Here is a 15,165-nt window from a genome sequence, read left to right as displayed (position 1 = left end):
AAAAAACAAAACGGCCAGCCGCTCCCCTAAGGGAAACGACTGGCCGTCCAGACCATCACCATATCACCCACCCGTGGTCAGAGGATCGTAATGCCCGCGGTCTTCACATCAGCCATGAACCCATCCAGCCCCTGTTGCGTCAGCATATGGTTCGCCATCGCCTTGATGACGGCGGGGGGCGCGGTGGCGACGTCGGCGCCGATCAGGGCGGCGTCCTTCATGTGGTTGGCGGTGCGGATCGATGCGGCGAGGATCTGCGTCTCGAACCCGTAGTTGTCATAGATCGTGCGGATGTCGCCGATCAGGTCCATGCCGTCGATGTTGATGTCGTCCAGACGCCCGATGAACGGGCTGATGTAGGTGGCCCCCGCCTTGGCCGCCAGCAGCGCCTGATTGGCGGAAAAGCACAGCGTCACGTTCACCATGGTGCCCGCGTCGGACAGCACCTTGCAGGTCTGCAGACCGGCCCAGGTCAGCGGCACCTTCACGGCGATGTTGGGCGCGATGGCGGCCAGCTTGCGTCCTTCTGCCAGCATGGTGTCGTGGTCCAGTGCGACGACCTCGGCCGACACGGGGCCGGGGACGATGTCGCAGATTTCCTTGATGACCTCGAGGATGTTGCGCCCGGATTTGGCGATCAGCGACGGGTTGGTGGTGACCCCGTCGACCATGCCGTAGGCCTGCAATTCCTTGATGGCGTCGATGTCTGCGGTATCCACGAAAAACTTCATGAGCCTTGTCCCTTCGGGTTGGCGTTCGGTTGGGTTGCGTTTACCTGAAATTGGGTAAAATGACAGGGGGGGAACCCTGAAAAGGCCGTTATGGACCGCTCATTCTTCGACGCAGGCGAGTTGGTGGGTGTACTGACGACGCAACCGCTGGGACGCGTCCTTGATTACAAGGCGCCGGAGGGCGGGTGCTTTGCCGGTGCCTTCGTCGAGGTGCCGCTGGGCCCGCGCCGGATCGTCGGTGTCGTCTGGGGGCCGGGGGCGGGCGATTACGACTACGACAAGGTGCGCAGCGTGGCCCGCGTTCTGGACGTGGCCCCCATGCGCGACGAGATGCGCAGCTTCCTCGCACGCGCCGCCGATTACACGCTGACGCCGCTCGATGCGATGCTGCGGCTGGCCACGCGGGCACCGGGACTGGGCGATGCGCCGGGGGTGCGGCGCGTCTACCGGCTTGGGTCCGTCGTGCCGGACCGCATGACCGATGCCCGCGCCGCCGTGCTGGCGGTCATGCACGAGTATGGCGGGCTTGCCTTCACGCTGCAGGAACTTGCCGCGATGGCGGGTGTGGGCACGTCGGTCGTGAAGGGCATGGTGAAGCTGGGTGCCGTCAGCGAAAAGGACGCCCCCCGCGACACGCCCTATCCGCGCCTCGACCCCGATCACGGCGGCAAGGATCTGACCCCGGATCAGGCGGCGGGGGCGGCTGTCCTGTCTGCCGCCGTGGCGTCTGGCGCCTATGGCACCACGCTGCTGAAGGGCGTCACCGGGTCCGGCAAGACCGAAGTGTATCTGGAGGCGGTCGCCGCCTGTCTGCGTAAGGGTCGTCAGGCGCTGGTGCTGCTGCCGGAAATCGCGCTGACGGGCGAGTTCCTCGACCGGGTGGAGGCGCGGTTCGGTCAGCGGCCCGCCGAATGGCACTCCGGCGTGACCCAGACCGAAAGGCGACGGTGCTGGCGCATGGTGGGGCAGGGCGATGCGGGGCTGGTGGTGGGCGCGCGGTCGGCGCTGTTCCTGCCGTTCCGCGATCTGGGACTGATCGTCGTGGATGAGGAACACGACACCTCCTACAAGCAGGAGGATGGCGTCCTGTATAACGCCCGCGACATGGCCGTGCTGCGCGCGGCGGGCTGCAGCGCGCAGGTGGTGCTGGCCAGTGCCACGCCGTCGCTGGAAAGCTGGGCCAACGTCGAGGCGGGCAAGTATGCGCGACTGACGCTGACCAGTCGCTTCGGCCCTGCCGTCATGCCCCGCATGGCCGCCATCGACATGCGGAGCGAGGATCTGCCCGGCGGGCGCTGGGTGTCGCCCACGCTGCGCCGCGCGATGCAGGACCGGCTGGACAAGGGGGAACAGTCCCTCGTGTTCCTGAACCGGCGCGGTTATGCGCCCGTGACCCTGTGCCGGGCCTGCGGCCATCAGATCGGCTGCGACGACTGCGACGCGCGTATGGTGGAACACCGGTTCCTGAAACGCCTGATGTGCCACCAGTGCGGGGCCACGAAACCGATGCCCACGGTCTGCCCGCACTGCAAGGTCGAAGGCAAGTTGAGTGCCGTCGGCCCGGGGGTCGAGCGGATGGGTGAGGAGGTGCAGGCGCTGTTCCCGGACGCGCGGGTGGCGGTGCTCAGCTCCGACCTCTACGGTTCCGCCCGCGCGATGAAGGCGCATATCGCCGAGATCGCGGCGGGCGGCACCGACATCATCATCGGCACGCAGCTGGTGGCCAAGGGCCACAACTTTCCCAAGCTGACGCTTGTGGGCGTGATCGACGCGGATCTGGGGCTGCAGGGGTCCGACCTGCGTGCGGCGGAACGGACGTTCCAACTGATGCGGCAGGTGGCGGGGCGGGCGGGTCGGGCCGAGGCCCCCGGCGAGGCGCTGTTGCAGACCTTCCAGCCCGACCACGCGGTGATCCGGTCCATCGTGGCGGGCGACGAGGAGGCGTTCTGGTCCGCCGAGGCGGCGGAGCGTCGGGCGGCGGGCGTGCCGCCTTACGGTCGCATGGCGGGCATCGTGCTGAGTGCGACGGACGTGCAGGCGGTCTTCGATCTGGGCACGGCGATGGCGCGGGCGGACGGGCCGCTGCGCCGGATCGGGGCGCAGGTTTACGGCCCCGCACCTGCCCCCATCGCCCGCATCCGCGGACGGCACCGGGTGCGGCTGCTGGTGAAGGCGGACAAGGCCGCACCGCTGCAGGCCGCACTTGCGGAGTGGGTCGCGCAGTTCAGGCTGCGCGGCGATCTGCGCATGGCGATCGACATCGATCCGCAGAGTTTTTACTAAGCGTCGCGAATGCCGCAAGCCTTGGGGGCTTTGCCCCCAAACCCCCAGGATATTTTTGACCAGAAGAACGGGGGACGGCAGTGCACCGTCGCGCTCGGGTCAGGCGCGGTTGGGGTCGTCGATGCGCGGCAGAAACCATGCGGCGAGGCCTGCGAGCGGCAGGATGGCGCACAGCCGGTAGACCGCTTCCACCCCGTAGCTATCGGCGGCAATGCCGAGCAGGGCTGCCGCGATGCCGCCGAGGCCGAAGTTCAGCCCATAGAACAGTCCGCCGATCAGGCCGATCCGGTCGGGCAGCAGGTCCATCGCAAAGATCAGGATCGCGGCGAAGGCGCTGGCCATGACGATGTTGATGAGCACCGTCAGCACGCCGGTCCAGAATAGGTCGGCGAAGGGCAGGATCAGGGTCAGGGGCAGCGGTCCGAGGATCGAGAACCAGATGATCCGCTGTCGCCCGATCCGGTCGCCGAGGATGCCACCCACCAGCACGCCGACCGCCGCCGAGATCAGGAACACGAACAGCATGAGTTGCGCGCTGGGGATGCTGAGGCCGAACTTCTCGATCAGGTAGAAGGTATAGAAGGACCGGAAGCTCTCGCCGTAGAGGTTCTTGGTGAACATCAGGAAGGTCAGCACGGTCATGCTGATCAGGATGGTGCGCGGGGCATGGCGCACCGGGGGGCGGCCCTTGGCGGCGCTGGCGCGCAGGGCGGCGAAGGACGCGGCAATCGTGCGCTGCTTGCTGCCGATCCACGTCAGCAGCAGCATTGCCATCAGGGCGAAGAACGCGAACCCCGCAAGGCTGGGTTGCCCCCACGGCACGAGGATCAGGGCGGCGGCGACGGGTCCGAGGGCGGCGCCGGTCTGGCCGCCGACCTGAAAGATGCCCTGCGCCAGCCCCTGACGGGCCCCGGCGGCATAGCGGGCCATGCGCGTCGCCTCCGGATGGAAGATCGAACTGCCGATCCCGATCAGTGCGACGCTGGCGAGGATCATCGGATAGGACCCCGCCAGCGACAGGCACACGAGGCCCGACAGCGTGAACATCATGCCCGCGACCGGCGAATAGGGGGCCGGATGTTTGTCCGTGACCATGCCGATCACTGGTTGCAGCAGCGCGCCCGCGACCTGGAACGTCAGTGTGATGAACCCGATCTGCGCGAAATCCAGCGCATAGGCGTCCTTCAGCAGCGGATAGGCCGCCGGAATCAGCGACTGCATCATGTCGTTGAGCAGGTGCGTCGCCCCGAGGGCGAGGAGGATCGGCAGGTGGGTGCCGCTGGCACGGGCGATGGTCATGATAGGCGTCCTGCGGACCGGAATGGGAATGCCTGCCTTTAGGTCACAGGCCGCCGGAGGCCGCAAGGGCGCGCGGGATGGCATTTCCGCAGGTCGTTCCTATATATCAGGCACACCCAAAGGAGATTTACGCATGTTCTTCATGTCCCGCGCCAAATCCGAGATGGTCAGCCCCGACGCCGCCCTGAAGGGCCGCGACCAGGCTATTGCGACCGAAAAGATGCACCACGTGCTGCACACCCCGATCCACGACGTACCCGCCGGCCACAAGGTCGCCGTGTTCGGCATGGGCTGTTTCTGGGGGGTGGAGCGGATGTTCTGGAAACTGGACGGTGTGACCACCACCGCCGCTGGCTATGCGGGCGGCTACACGCCGAACCCGACCTATGAAGAGGTCTGCAGCGGCAAGACCGGCCACAACGAGGTGGTGCGCGTGGTTTATGACCCTGCGCGGATCAGCTACGACGACCTGCTGCAGGTCTTCTGGGAAGGGCACGATCCCACGCAGGGCATGCGGCAGGGCAACGACGCGGGCACGCAGTATCGCTCTGGCATCTATGTCGCCGACGCCGACCAGCGCACAGCGGCAGAGGCGTCGCGCGATGCGTTCCAGCCTCGGCTGGGACAGGCCGGTTACGGCTCGATCACGACCGAAATCGTTGACGCGCCCGCCTTCTACTTTGCCGAAGGCTATCACCAGCAGTATCTGTCCAAGAACCCGAACGGCTACTGCGGGATCGGCGGCACCGGCGTGACCTGCCCGATCGGCACCGCCGCCTGACACCGCGGCAAGGCGGCCAAGGCGGAGGGGCGGTACCACGGGGTGTCGCCCCCTTCGCGTTGACGGACTGCGGCGCTGCGCCTATGGGGCGCAGAGCAACCGGGGGCCGCGCCATGACCACATTCACCGCCTTGACCACCACCGACGACCGCGACCGCGCCGAAGGGCTCGCCCGCGCACTCGAGGCGCTGGTGCCGGAACCCATCGGCATCGGCGTGTTCGAGGTCGAGGACGGGTCAGGCCTGTTCGAGGTCGCGGCCTATTTCGAGGAGGCACCGGACCATGCGGGCCTCGCGGTGCTGGCCGTGGTCCACGGGGCCCGCGATTTCAATGTCTCGGAGGTCCCGGACGAGGATTGGGTCGCGAAAGTGCGCCGCGACCTGCCCCCCGTGCCCGCCGGGCGGTTTTTCGTCTACGGCAGCCACGACGCGGACAAGGTGCCGGACGGTGCCGTGCCGCTGCTGATCGAGGCGGCGATGGCCTTCGGTACCGGGCACCACGGCACGACGCTGGGCTGCCTTCTGGCGTTCGACCGGATGGTGGCGGCGGGCGTCATCCCGCGAAACGTCGTGGACATCGGCTGCGGCACGGCGGTGCTGGCAATGGCAGCAGCACATGTGACGCCCAACCGTGTGCTTGCGTCCGACATCGATCCCACGGCGGTCGATGTGGCGGCGGCCAACGTCGCGGCCAACGGCCTGACGGGCCGTGTCGATTGCGTCGTGGCGGCGGGGTTCGATGCGGACGTTCTGGCGCGGGCGGCGCCCTTCGATCTGGTCTTCGCCAACATCCTCAAGGGGCCGCTGGTGGCGCTCGCCCCCGATATGGCGCGGGCCGTGGCACCGGGTGGCACGGCGATCCTGTCGGGCATCCTGAACGAGCAGGCCGATGCGGTGGTGCAGGTCTATGCGGATGCGGGGTTCGCGCTGGCGATACGCGACAGCATCGGCGACTGGACGACACTGACGCTGACGCGGGGGTGACGACCCGCCAGCTTTTGCCCGGTCACGGTCCTGAAATTGTCACAGTCGCCGGATAGGCGCGCCGCATGCATGGCATGGGCCCTGCGGAGACTGCAATGGATCGTCAACAGGCCGGATTTCACGCGCGCATCCGCCGCATCCTGCGTCACAGGCAGCGCCTTGCGCGCGGCTATCGGTTGCGGGTGGACAGGAACAACCTGATCGTGCCGCAGGTGCAGCGCGTGCGGTTGCGCTTTCCCTGGCGGTCGCTGGCCATCGTCCTGCTGGTGGGCCTCGGGTTCAAGACGTGGGTGACGGTCAGTCTGGACCCGGATGCCTATGCGGCGCGGGTGCAGATCCTGAACGACGGATCGATCCTGGACCGGGCCGTCGCGGCGGTGATGCTGCCTGATCCGGCGACACAAAACCTCGCACGGGTGATCGGGCTGATCGTCCGGGGATAGTCGCTGACTGTCCTGCAGACACACGAACGCCGCGCAACCGGATGGGGTTGGACGCGGCGCGGACTGCGGACAGACGAGGTGTGTTAGCGGCGTAGGCCGCCGTTGGCGACGGCGTCGATGTCGGCAAAGGACAGGCCGATGTCGTCGAGTTCGCGGGCCGACAGACGCTGCAGCGACTTGCGCGTGATGCGGGCGTCGTTCCATGCGTTCAAGCGGGCAAGGGACATCGTGAACAGGCTGACGCCTGCACCGGCGGTCAGGCCGGGATTGTTGTGAGTTGCGGTGAGCGTTGCCATGACTGGCTCCTGTCAGGTTTTGCTGCCGGATGCAGCGGACAATGTGATGGCCAGCAGGTAGTGAGCGCGCAAGATTCCTACCACCCCCGATTTGCGCAGGTCTCCCATGTGTTTTCAGAATGCCATAGGGATGTGCATTCCGCCTGTTTTGCGGGCATTCATCGTGGCCCCTTGGGTCTTCAAGCCGCCAATCGCGCTTGGTTTATGTTCGCGTTTTGTGCTAACGTCGGCGCAACCAGAAGAAACGAGTGGGGCGAGATGCGGGTATTGGGAATCGATCCGGGGCTGCGGAACATGGGCTGGGGTGTGGTGGATGTGCAGGGCAGCCGCATCACCCATGTGGCCAACGGCATCTGTCACGGTCTGGGCGACAACCTCGCGGAACGTTTGCTGGTGCTGTATCAGGGGCTGAGTGCCGTGATGATCGCCCATGCGCCTGACCGGGCCGCGGTGGAACAGACCTTCGTGAACAAGGACGCCGTCGGCACGTTGAAGCTTGGGCAGGCGCGCGGCATAGCACTGCTGGTCGTCGCACAGGCCGGGATCGAGGTGGGCGAATACGCCCCCAACGCGGTCAAGAAGGCGGTCGTCGGCGTGGGCCACGCGGCCAAGGCGCAGATCGACCACATGGTGCGGCTGCAACTGCCCGGCGTCCAGCTTGCTGGACCGGATGCGGCGGATGCGCTGGCCATCGCCATCTGCCATGCGCACCACCTGCAATCGGCGGGGCATTTGGACCGGGCTTTGGCCAAGGCTGCGGCCAAGGTGGCGTCGTGATCGGCCGCATCGCCGGGCGGCTGATCTACCGGGCCACCGATCACGTGCTGATCGACGTGGGCGGGGTCGGCTACCTCGTGCATGTCAGCGACCGGACACTGGCGGGTCTGCCCGGCAACGGCGAGGCGGTGGCGCTGTTCACCGACCTGCTGGTGCGCGAGGATCTGATGCAACTCTACGGCTTTCCCACGTTGGTGGAAAAGGAGTGGCATCGCCTGCTGATGACCGTGCAGGGGATCGGGGCCAAGGCGGCGCTGGCGATCCTGAGCGCGCTGGGCCCCGACGGTGTCAGCCGCGCGGTGGCGCTGGGCGACTGGAACGCGCTGGCAAAGGCCAAGGGCATAGGCCCCAAGATCGCGCAACGTGCCGCGATCGAGCTGAAGAACAAGGCCCCCGCCGTCATGGCGATGGGCGGCGGCGTGATGGGCGACACAGACGAGATCGACGACGTGGTGCTGGAAGAGACCGCTCCGACCCGCGCGCGCCGCCCCGCCAAGGCCGACCCCGCCCCCGCAGAGGCATTGTCCGCGCTGGTGAACCTCGGCTACGCGCCCGGCGATGCGGCGTCGGCGGTGGCAGAGGCGGCGACACCGGGGGCGCAGACCGGCGAGCTGATCCGTGCCGCCTTGAAACTGCTGGCGCCAAAGGGATGATTCGGTGAACCTGGACCTGCTGCTGACGGGTTGCGGGCTGGCACTGACCGATGTGGCTGTCTGCCTGCACAAGCCGGGCGCAGTCCACGTCAGGCGGGCCATCGCGATCATGGCAGAGACGGCATCGGAGCTGTTCGCCTGTTATCAGTCGACCCACTCCGCAACCGCCGAGGCAACGCTGAAACGACGACCCTTCATGGCGTCGTTCATCGCGCGCGGCGATGGTGCGCTGGTTTTCGCGGGGCTGTTCGCGCGACAGGGCTGGGGGCTGCGCACGGCTGCCGAACTGAACGGCGACCCCATGCAGCAAGCGGTTCAGGCCCGCACGGGCAACTGGACCTTTGATGGCGACGATCGGTCGGTATTCGATCTGGTGCCCCACGCCGCCCTGCACGATCTGATCGGACGTCTGGCAATCGCCGACCCCGGTGGACGCACCTATATGCGGCTGGCAGACACGACGCCCCTGCCCATCGTCGAGATTTCGCCTGTCGCACGGCTGGTGCCCGAGATGCCGTCGTGGGACCGATTGATCCTGTCGGCGGACGATATTGCGCATCTTCCGCGTGACTGGGCGCTGCGCCTGTCCGAATGGCGTGGCATCTATCTGATTGTGGATGACAGCGACGGTGCGCGGTATGTCGGGGCGGCTTACGGGATGGACAATCTGCTGGGCCGTTGGCGCGCGCATGTGGCGGGTGACGTGGGCGTGACATGTGCCCTGTCCCGGCGCAGGACTGCCGGTTTTCGCTTTTCGATCCTGCAATTGCTTGCACCGACGCTGCAGATCGCAGAGGTCACAGCGGTCGAGCAGACATGTATGGCACGGCTGCACACGAGGGACTTTGGATTGAATGCTTGAACCGGACCCCCTGATCCGCCCCGAACCCCTGCCGGAGGATGCGGACCGCGCCCTGCGCCCGCAGACGCTGGAGGCGTTCATCGGGCAGGAGGCGGCCCGCGCCAACCTCAAGGTCTTCATCGAAAGCGCTAAGATGCGCCGCGACGCGATGGATCACGTGCTGTTCCACGGACCACCCGGGCTGGGCAAGACGACGCTGGCGCAGATCATGGCACGCGAACTCGGCGTAGGCTTCCGCATGACCTCTGGTCCCGTGCTGGCGCGGGCGGGGGATCTGGCGGCGATCCTGACCAATCTGGAACCGCGCGACGTACTCTTCATCGACGAGATCCACCGCCTGAACCCGGCGGTGGAAGAGGTGCTCTATCCCGCGCTCGAGGATTTCGCGCTCGACCTGGTGATCGGCGAGGGGCCGGCGGCGCGCACGGTGCGGATCGAATTGCAGCCTTTCACGCTGGTCGGGGCCACGACCCGGATGGGCCTGCTGACCACGCCGCTGCGCGACCGGTTCGGCATCCCCGTCCGGCTGGAGTTCTATTCAGAGGCCGAATTGCACGAGATCGTCACGCGCGGCGCGCGCCTGATGGGCGCCCCCGCCACGGTCGATGGTGCTGCCGAGATCGCGCGCCGGGCGCGCGGCACGCCGCGCATCGCGGGGCGGCTGTTGCGACGGGTGGTAGATTTCGCGCTGGTCGAAGGCGACGGCACCGTGGACCGCGCCATCGCAGACCGGGCGCTGACGCGGATGGGCGTGGATGATCTGGGGCTCGACACCGCCGACCGCCGCTATCTGCGGCTGATTGCCGAAAGCTATGCGGGCGGTCCCGTGGGTGTCGAGACGCTGAGTGCGGCCCTGAGCGAGAGCCGCGACAGTCTGGAGGACGTGATCGAGCCCTACCTTCTGCAGAAGGGTCTGATCCAGCGTACCCCGCGCGGGCGGATGCTGGCGCAGGCCGCGTGGGCGCATCTGGGGCTGGATGCGCCACGGCGGGTGGGTGATCTCTTTGACTGAGGGCGGCGTCGGTTGGCGTGGCGGGCGTCGGACCCTCCGGGGGGAGTATTTGACAAAAAGCGAGGACAAGGGTGAGGGGGTGTCGTGGTCGGCGTGGACCAGGAGGGTGACGTGATGGCGGATGGTGCGACGATTGGGGCGGAGGCGGTGGCGGCGCTCTTTACGCGGGGCGACGGCAGTTATCTGTGCGCGCGCTGGGGGCGGCCCATCGTGCCGGTGGTGTTCGGCGTCGATGACGCGACGCTCGCCGTGTTCAAGGGCGCGATCGAGGCGGTGGTGGCGCTGGCCGGGCACCGCATGGCGGAAACGGACATGGAGCTGGGCGCCAACCTGATGGTGTTCTTCTGCCGCGACTGGGCAGAGCTGGAGGCGGTGCCGCATCTGGACCGGCTGGTGCCCGATCTGGCCCCGCTGGTCGCGCGGCTGCAGGCGGCAGAGGCCAACCAGTACCGCATCTTTCGCTTCGACGGCGCGGGTGCGGTGCGCGCCTGTTTCGTATTCCTGCGGATGGACGACCATCTGGTGGCGGCGGGGGCCGAGACGCTGGCGCTGTCACAGGCCGTCCAGACGATCCTGCTGTGGTCGGACCGCGCCTTCGTGGGTGCATCGCCGCTGGCGCTGATCGGCGGGGCGGCGGTGATCCGGCCAGAGGTCGCTGGCGTGATCCGTGCCGCCTATGACCCGGTGCTGCCCGCCGTGGCGCGCGACGCGAGCCATGCCCTGCGGGTCGCAGCGCGGGTGGGGGTGCTGCAATGACCGACCATGTCCTGCCGGTGCGGGTGTATTACGAGGACACCGACATGGGCGGGATCGTCTATTACGCGAACTATCTGAAGTATATCGAGCGGGGGCGGTCGGAACTGGTGGCGGACCTCGGTCTCGACCAGAACGTGATGCGGGAAAGGGACGGGATCGTGTTCGTCGTCACGCGGGTGGAGGCGGATTATCTGGCGCCTGCCCGCCTCGACGACCGGCTGACGGTGGTGACGCGGCACCGGCCCGAGGGGGCGGTGCGCTGGATGTTCGACCAGGAGGTGCGGCGCGGCGATCAGGTGCTGTTCCGGGCCGTCGTCACGGCGATCTGCATGACGCTGGCGGGGCGTCCCGTACGGCTGCCCGCGGCCCTGCGGGGCGCCTGACGGCGGGCCGATTTGGCGGGCTGGCGCGTTCGTGTGCACAATGGCGTTGGCGCGGCGGTGCTTTTTCGCTAGAATCGTGTGAAATCAGACCGCACAGGCGGCCAACGCGCAGAGCAGGCACCATGGAAACAGTTACCGACATCACGCTATGGTCGATGTTCGCCCATGCGACCATCCTCGTGAAACTCGTCATGTTCGCGCTGGTCGCCGCCAGCATCTGGTGCTGGGCGATCATCGTGGACAAGACGCTACAATATCGCCGCGCACAGGCAGCCGCCGCGCGGTTCGATCATGCGTTCTGGAGCGGCGAGCCTCTGGATCAGCTGTACGATCAGGTCGGCGATGCGCCCGCCGGGTCCGGCGAGGTGATCTTTGCCGCCGGCATGACCGAGTGGCGGCGCAGCCACCGGCAGGACGGCGACCTGATCGCCGGGGCACAGGCGCGCATCGACCGCAGCATGGACGTGGCCATCGCCAAGGAGGCGGGTCAGTTGCAAAAGGGGCTCGCGGTGCTGGCCACGACCGGGTCGGTGGCGCCCTATGTCGGTCTGTTCGGCACGGTGTTCGGGATCATGAACGCCTTCATCGAGATCGCGCAGGCGCAGAACACGAACCTTGCAGTCGTGGCCCCCGGCATCGCCGAGGCGCTGCTTGCGACAGGTCTGGGCCTGATGGCCGCCATTCCCGCCGTCATTTTCTACAACAAGCTGAGCGCGGATGCGGACCGGATCGTCGCGGGCTACGAGGCGTTCGCCGACGAGTTCAGCACCATCCTGTCGCGCCAGCTGGATTCCTGAGCGATGGCAGCCGCAGGACGCAGGCGTGGCAAGGGACGGGGCCGGGCGCAGCCCATGGCCGAGATCAACATCACGCCCTTCGTGGACGTGATGCTGGTGCTGCTCATCATCTTCATGGTGGCGGCACCCCTGATGACGGTGGGCGTGCCCGTGCAATTGCCTGAAACGGCGGCGAGTGCGCTGCCGAGCGACGAGGAAGAGCCGCTGACGGTCACGATCAAGTCCGACGGGACGCTGGCGATCCAGACGACCGACACGCCGGACGCCGACCTGATCGTGCGGTTGCAGGCCATCGCGGCGGAACGCGAAGGCAACCGCATCTTCCTGCGGGCGGACGGTGTGAACAACTGGAACCGGGTGGCCGAGGTCATGGGTGCGCTGAATGCCGCAGGGTTCACCGACATCGGGCTGGTGACGGATATCGGCGGAACGGGACTCGGCGGGGCAGGGCTTGGGCAGCCCGCGGCGACGGACGGCTGACGCATGGACCGCTTCGGCATCCAGTGGACACCGGGGGGCTATGTCTCGTCCGGGGGGCATGTCTTCCTTCTGGTCTGGCTGATCGCGGGCTGGGGGTTCGACGCAGAGCCCCTGCCGTTCGAGGTCAGCGACGTGTCGGTGGTGAGTTCCGAGGAATACGCTGCCATCGTCGAGGCGACGACGCCGGACCCGAGCGAGACCCCCCCTGACGCACCCGAGGTGCCCGTCGCCGAAAAGGCGCCCGATGTCCCCGTGCAGCAGGAGGCCGCCGCCGTTCCGACGCCGCCGGAAGCGGCCGCGCAGGACTTGCCTCCGCCCGAAGCCCCCGAGGACCCCGTACCCGTGATCGACCAGTCGCCGGCCTTGCCCGGTGCCGCGGCGGAAGAGGTCGTGGCCGCCCCGAACCTGACCGCCAGCCCGCGCCCCGTGCCGCGCCCGACGCAGCGCGTCACCGCCGAGGCGGTCGCCCCGCCGCCCGAGGATGCGACCCCCGATCCCGTGGTGCAGGACCGCGCGAGCGAGGAGGCGGCCCCTGACGCCCCCGTGGTCGAGGAGGCGCAGGAGCAGACCGCGCCAGAGGAATCGGCGACCGAGATCGTGACCGCCGACGAGACGCCGCAAGGCCAGTTGCTGGAAACGCCGCGCCCGCGCACAAGGCCGAACGTGCCGACCCCGGCCCCCGCGCCAGAGGTCGTGGCCGAAGAGACCGCGCCGCCCGAGACGCCCGAGGTCGCGGTGGACGCGGATGCGGTCGCGGCGGCACTGGAGGCGGCTGCTGCTGCTGCTGCCCCCGCGGACGTGCCGCAGGGCCCGCCGATGACCGGGTCGGAGCGTGAAGGGTTCCGTGTCGCCGTGAACGCCTGCTGGAACGTCGATCCGGGATCGCAGGCGGCGCGGGTGACGATGACCGTGGGCTTCACACTCGATCAGGGCGGGAGGGTCACCAATAGCGAAGTGCGGCAGGTCGCGGCCAGCGGCGGCGACGATGCGTCCACGCAGATCGCCTTCGATGCGGCCCGCCGCGCGATCCTGCGGTGTCAGGGGCAGAACGGCTACGACCTTCCTGCCGACAAATACAGCGAGTGGCAGGAGGTGGAGATCACCTTCGATCCGTCGGGGATGCGGCTGCGCTGACGGCGAGTTACCGCCTGTCCGGCATGGCAAGAGGCCCGCGGACTTGATAAGGTGGGCGAAACAGGCAAACGGGCGCAAAGCCCTGCGAGCGAGGACGAGAGTGATGATGAACCGGTTCATGATGGCCGCACTGGCCGCGATGCTGGCCCTTGGGTCCACGGCGCCCGTGCTGGCGCAGGGCGGTCCCTTGCGGCTGACGATCACCGACGGCGTGATCGAGCCGCTGCCGTTTGCCGTGCCGACCTTCACCGCAGAGACGGCGGGGGCCGAACAGATCGCCTCCGACATCAGCCGTCTGGTGGCGCAGGATCTGACCGGCACCGGCCTGTTCCGCGAAATCGCGCAGTCCGCTTACATCAGCCAGATGGGCGCCTTCGGCAGCCCGGTCGCCTATGAAGACTGGCGCGCCATCAACACGCAGGCGCTGATCGGTGGTGCCGTGGCCGTCAGCGGCGACCAGCTGACGGTCAAGTTCCGCCTCTATGATGTGTTCACCGGGGCAGAGCTGGGCGAAGGGCTGCAGTTCGCGGGCACCGTGACCGGCTGGCGGCGGATGGCGCACAAGGTCGCCGACGCGGCCTATAGCCGGATCACCGGCGAGGGCGGTTATTTCGACAGCCGCGTGGTCTATGTGGCCGAGGAAGGTCCGAAGGACAACCGCCAGAAGCGCCTTGCCATCATGGATTTCGACGGCGCCAACACGCAGTTTCTGACCGACAGCAGCACCATCGTGCTGGCACCGCGGTTCTCGCCCTCGGGCGACCGGGTGCTCTACACCTCCTACGAATCGGGCTTTCCGCGCATCAACCTGCTCGACGTGGGTTCCGTCACCAAACGTCAGGTGGCAACGGCGGAGGGCGAAATGGCCTTCAGCCCGCGCTTCTCTCAGGATGGGCAGCGGGTGGTCTATTCCATCGCCAACGGTGGCAACACCGACCTCTACATCTCGGACCTGAACAGCGGCGGGTCCACCCGTCTGACCAACGCGCCCAGCATCGAGACGGCCCCCAGCTTCAGCCCCGACGGCAGCGAGATCGTGTTCGAAAGCGACCGCTCTGGCGGCAGCCAGATCTACATCATGTCAGCCGGTGGCGGCGAGCCGCGCCGTGTGTCGTTCGGCGAGGGGCGTTATGGCACGCCCGTCTGGTCGCCGCGTGGCGACCTGATCGCTTTCACCAAGCAGAACGCAGGCCAGTTCCACATCGGCGTCATGCGCACCGATGGGTCGGAAGAGCGGCTGTTGACGACCTCCTTTCTTGACGAAGGCCCGACTTGGTCCCCCAATGGCCGCGTGCTGATGTTCACCCGCGAGACGCAGGGTGCGGGCGGCACGTCGGCGCTCTATTCCGTCGATATCTCGGGCCGCAATCTGCAACCGGTGCCCGTGTCCGGCGGCGCGTCCGATCCCGCATGGGGCCCGCTGCAGCCGTGATTCCAACGCCCGGCACGATGTGCTAGGGTCATGACAACATCCGATCAGACAGGACGAACCACG

General features: G+C 67.6%; 17 protein-coding genes. 14 read left to right on the top strand and 3 right to left on the bottom strand.

Annotated elements, in window-relative coordinates:
* Positions 1-77: 77 nt before the first annotated feature.
* On the bottom strand, positions 78-731 hold the full coding sequence (fsa, locus tag BMX16_RS11825) for a fructose-6-phosphate aldolase (protein ID WP_089903648.1): 654 nt from the start codon (positions 729-731) through the stop codon (positions 78-80).
* Between the two features lie 90 nt (positions 732-821).
* On the opposite strand from fsa, the gene BMX16_RS11820 reads away from it, so the two are divergent.
* A complete protein-coding gene (locus tag BMX16_RS11820) occupies positions 822-3,014 on the top strand; it encodes a primosomal protein N' (protein WP_089903644.1) in 2,193 nt (730 codons plus the stop codon).
* A gap of 99 nt (positions 3,015-3,113) precedes the next feature.
* On the opposite strand, the gene BMX16_RS11815 is transcribed toward BMX16_RS11820, so the two are convergent.
* Positions 3,114-4,313, bottom strand: coding sequence for an MFS transporter (locus BMX16_RS11815; RefSeq protein ID WP_089903641.1), 1,200 nt, complete (start codon positions 4,311-4,313; stop codon positions 3,114-3,116).
* 133 nt (positions 4,314-4,446) lie between these two features.
* Here BMX16_RS11815 and msrA point away from each other — a divergent pair, with 133 nt between their 5' ends.
* From msrA to BMX16_RS11800, 3 genes are all read left to right on the top strand, one after another.
* Positions 4,447-5,094, top strand: coding sequence for a peptide-methionine (S)-S-oxide reductase MsrA (gene msrA, locus BMX16_RS11810; RefSeq protein WP_089903638.1), 648 nt, complete (start codon positions 4,447-4,449; stop codon positions 5,092-5,094).
* Positions 5,095-5,207: 113 nt separating this feature from the next.
* On the top strand, positions 5,208-6,077 hold the full coding sequence (locus BMX16_RS11805) for a 50S ribosomal protein L11 methyltransferase (protein WP_089903635.1): 870 nt from the start codon (positions 5,208-5,210) through the stop codon (positions 6,075-6,077).
* Positions 6,078-6,172: 95 nt separating this feature from the next.
* The gene (locus BMX16_RS11800; RefSeq protein ID WP_089903632.1) at positions 6,173-6,520 is read left to right on the top strand and encodes a hypothetical protein; all 348 of its coding nucleotides are present in this window, start codon (positions 6,173-6,175) and stop codon (positions 6,518-6,520) included.
* Between the two features lie 83 nt (positions 6,521-6,603).
* Here the strand turns inward: BMX16_RS11800 and BMX16_RS11795 are convergent, their stop codons facing one another.
* A complete protein-coding gene (locus tag BMX16_RS11795) occupies positions 6,604-6,816 on the bottom strand; it encodes a DUF1127 domain-containing protein (protein WP_089903629.1) in 213 nt (70 codons plus the stop codon).
* Positions 6,817-7,074: 258 nt separating this feature from the next.
* Between BMX16_RS11795 and ruvC the strand changes: the two genes are divergently transcribed.
* The 10 genes from ruvC to tolB all read left to right on the top strand — a co-directional run bounded on the left by ruvC (position 7,075) and on the right by tolB (position 15,102).
* Positions 7,075-7,593, top strand: a complete 519-nt coding sequence (gene ruvC / locus BMX16_RS11790; protein WP_089903626.1) for a crossover junction endodeoxyribonuclease RuvC — start codon at positions 7,075-7,077, stop codon at positions 7,591-7,593.
* Positions 7,590-8,246: a Holliday junction branch migration protein RuvA gene (gene ruvA / locus BMX16_RS11785; protein ID WP_089903622.1), complete on the top strand. Its 657-nt coding sequence runs from the start codon at positions 7,590-7,592 to the stop codon at positions 8,244-8,246. Before ruvC ends, ruvA begins: the two co-directional genes overlap by 4 nt.
* Positions 8,247-8,250: 4 nt before the next feature.
* Positions 8,251-9,108 carry a GIY-YIG nuclease family protein gene (locus tag BMX16_RS11780; protein ID WP_089903619.1) on the top strand — a complete coding sequence of 286 codons (858 nt, stop codon included), beginning with the start codon at positions 8,251-8,253 and terminating at the stop codon, positions 9,106-9,108.
* Entirely contained in the window at positions 9,101-10,120 is a 1,020-nt protein-coding gene (gene ruvB / locus BMX16_RS11775; protein WP_089903615.1) for a Holliday junction branch migration DNA helicase RuvB, read from the top strand. Before BMX16_RS11780 ends, ruvB begins: the two co-directional genes overlap by 8 nt.
* Before the next feature lie 114 nt (positions 10,121-10,234).
* Positions 10,235-10,876: a hypothetical protein gene (locus tag BMX16_RS11770; protein WP_089903670.1), complete on the top strand. Its 642-nt coding sequence runs from the start codon at positions 10,235-10,237 to the stop codon at positions 10,874-10,876.
* A complete protein-coding gene (gene ybgC / locus BMX16_RS11765; RefSeq protein WP_089903612.1) occupies positions 10,873-11,259 on the top strand; it encodes a tol-pal system-associated acyl-CoA thioesterase in 387 nt (128 codons plus the stop codon). The genes BMX16_RS11770 and ybgC overlap by 4 nt, the downstream gene beginning before the upstream one ends.
* A 122-nt stretch (positions 11,260-11,381) precedes the next feature.
* A complete protein-coding gene (tolQ, locus tag BMX16_RS11760) occupies positions 11,382-12,056 on the top strand; it encodes a protein TolQ (RefSeq protein ID WP_089903609.1) in 675 nt (224 codons plus the stop codon).
* Positions 12,057-12,110: 54 nt separating this feature from the next.
* The gene (locus BMX16_RS11755) at positions 12,111-12,536 is read left to right on the top strand and encodes an ExbD/TolR family protein (RefSeq protein ID WP_425434031.1); all 426 of its coding nucleotides are present in this window, start codon (positions 12,111-12,113) and stop codon (positions 12,534-12,536) included.
* A 3-nt stretch (positions 12,537-12,539) separates the two neighbouring features.
* A complete protein-coding gene (locus BMX16_RS11750; protein WP_089903603.1) occupies positions 12,540-13,670 on the top strand; it encodes a hypothetical protein in 1,131 nt (376 codons plus the stop codon).
* A gap of 106 nt (positions 13,671-13,776) precedes the next feature.
* Positions 13,777-15,102, top strand: coding sequence for a Tol-Pal system beta propeller repeat protein TolB (gene tolB, locus BMX16_RS11745; protein ID WP_425434033.1), 1,326 nt, complete (start codon positions 13,777-13,779; stop codon positions 15,100-15,102).
* The last annotated feature ends 63 nt before the right edge of the window (positions 15,103-15,165 follow it).

Source organism: Loktanella fryxellensis (genome assembly GCF_900110065.1).
Classification (GTDB): domain Bacteria; phylum Pseudomonadota; class Alphaproteobacteria; order Rhodobacterales; family Rhodobacteraceae; genus Loktanella; species Loktanella fryxellensis.
The sequence above is the reverse complement of the archived record's forward strand: the minus strand, read 5'-3'. Positions and strand labels throughout refer to the sequence as shown.